Source organism: Streptomyces sp. ICN903 (genome assembly GCF_022015835.1).
In the GTDB taxonomy this organism is placed as follows: Bacteria; Actinomycetota; Actinomycetes; order Streptomycetales; family Streptomycetaceae; genus Streptomyces; species Streptomyces fenghuangensis.
The window spans coordinates 1-1,958 of record NZ_JAKMAY010000521.1 but is presented as its reverse complement, the minus strand read 5'-3'; the positions used below and the strand labels follow the sequence as shown (position 1 = coordinate 1,958).

Genomic DNA, 1,958 nt, shown 5'->3' with positions numbered 1-1,958 from the left:
GGCGCGGTCAGCCCTTGACCGCGCCGATGAGCATGCCCTTCTTGAAGTGCTTCTGGACGAAGGGCGAGAGCACGGCGACCGGCACCAGGGCCAGCACCATCACGGCCATCTGCACCGAGAGGGTGTGGATCTGGCCGGTGTTGATGATCTGGGACATGCCCGTGGGGCGCTCGCCCTTGAGGACGATCTGGTTGAGCACCACCTGGAGCGGCATCTTGGTCTGGTCGTTGAGGTAGATGGAGGCGTTGAACCAGGCGCTCCAGTAGCCGACCGCGTAGAACAGCGAGATGACCGCCAGCACCGGTTTCGACAGCGGCATCACGATCTGCCACAGGATGCGGAACTCGCCGGCGCCGTCGATGCGGGCGCTGTCGATCAGCTCCGGCGCGGTGTTCATGAAGAACGCCCGCAGCACCAGGATGTTGAACACGCTCACCGCGCTGGGCAGGATCAGCGAGGCGTAGGTGTCGATCAGGCCGAGGGACTGGACCAGCAGATAGGTGGGGATCAGTCCGGCGCCGAAGAACATCGTGGCCAGCAGCGTCATCAGCATCGGGCGGTGGCCGAAGGAGCCCGGGCGGGACAGGCCGTAGGCGCACAGCACCGAGACGGCCATGCTGAACAGCGTGCCGGCGACGGTGACGCAGACGCTGATGACGGTGGCCCGGGTGACCTGGCCGCCGGAGAGCAGCTCGCGATAGGCCTCGAAGGTGATGCCGTCGGGCACGATCACCAGACCGCCGGCCTGGCGGATGGTCTCGGCCGACGACAGGCTGGTGACGACCACGATCCACAGCGGGAAGAGGATCGCCAGACAGGCGACGGCCAGCACCGCGCCCTTGGCGGCGGTGCCGACGCCGCTGGGCGGCTCCTCCCAGGCGGGGCGCATCCGGGCGCCGGCGCCCTCCGTCTCGCGGTCCTCGGTCAGCACGCTCACTTCTTGTACACCCCCTGCTCGCCCAGCAGGTGGGCGGTCTTGTTGGCGGCCAGCACCAGGCAGAGGCCGAAGACGCCCTTGACGATGCCGACGGCCGCCGCGTAGCCGAAGTCGCCGTTCTCCAGGCCGACGTTCCACACGTAGGTGTCCAGCACCTCGGCCGCGCCGGTGCCCACCGCCGTGCGCTGCAGGAGTATCTGCTCGAAGCCGACGGTGAGGGCGTCGCCGACGCGCAGCACCAGCAGCAGGGCGATCACCGGGCGCAGCGCGGGCAGGGTGATGTGCCACATCCGCCGCCACCGGCCCGCGCCGTCCGCGGCGGCGGCCTCGTACAGCTCGTGGTTGACGGCGGCCAGCGCGGCGAGGAAGACGATGATGCCCCAGCCGGCGTCCTTCCAGATGGCCTGGAAGGTGATCAGGAACTTGAAGAAGCCGGGGTCGGTCATCAGGTCGAAGCCGCCGCCCCAGCCTCTCTCGCGCATGGTCTGGGCGATGATCCCGGCGCCGCCGAGGATCTGCTGGAAGACGGTGATGACCAGCACCCAGGAGAAGAAGTGCGGCAGGTAGAGCACGCCCTGCGCCCAGGCGCGCACCCGGGGGCTGATGATGCTGTTGATCAGCAGGGCCAGCAGGATGGGGACGGGGAAGAAGAACACCAGCTGGATGAGGAAGATCAGCAGGGTGTTCTCGACCGCCGACCAGAAGTAGGGGTCCTCCCACATCCGCTGGAAGTTCTCGCCGCCGATCCAGGGGCTGAGGGTGAAGGACTCGGTGAAGGAGTCGCCGAGGTAGGGGTCGAACTCCTTGAAGGCGACGGCGTTGCCCAGCAGCGGTACGTAGGCGAAGACCAGGACCAGCAGCAGTGCGGGCAGCGTCATCAGGACCAGGGCGCGGTCGCGGCGCAGCCGGTGCCGCCGGGTGATGCCGCCGGGGGGCGGGGAGGCCTTGGGCCCCCCGCGGCCCCCGGCGCCGCGTCCGTCCGCGTGCGGGGGTTCCCCGCCCGCGGTCGGCGAGCCGGCCG

General features: G+C 69.3%; 2 protein-coding genes. Both read right to left on the bottom strand.

What is annotated here, in order from left to right; genetic code table 11:
- Positions 1 to 7: 7 nt before the first annotated feature.
- Complete coding sequence (locus L7D48_RS28460) at positions 8 to 889, bottom strand: carbohydrate ABC transporter permease (protein ID WP_237883931.1); 882 nt, start codon at positions 887 to 889, stop codon at positions 8 to 10.
- A 44-nt stretch (positions 890 to 933) separates the two neighbouring features.
- On the bottom strand, positions 934 to 1,958 hold a 1,025-nt coding region (locus tag L7D48_RS28455), incomplete at its 5' end, for a sugar ABC transporter permease (protein ID WP_237883929.1).

Excerpts from the sequence above, each read along its gene's own strand:
- L7D48_RS28460 (WP_237883931.1), bottom strand. The coding sequence starts at position 889 with ATGCGCCCCGCCTGGGAGGAGCCGCCCAGCGGCGTCGGCACCGCCGCC.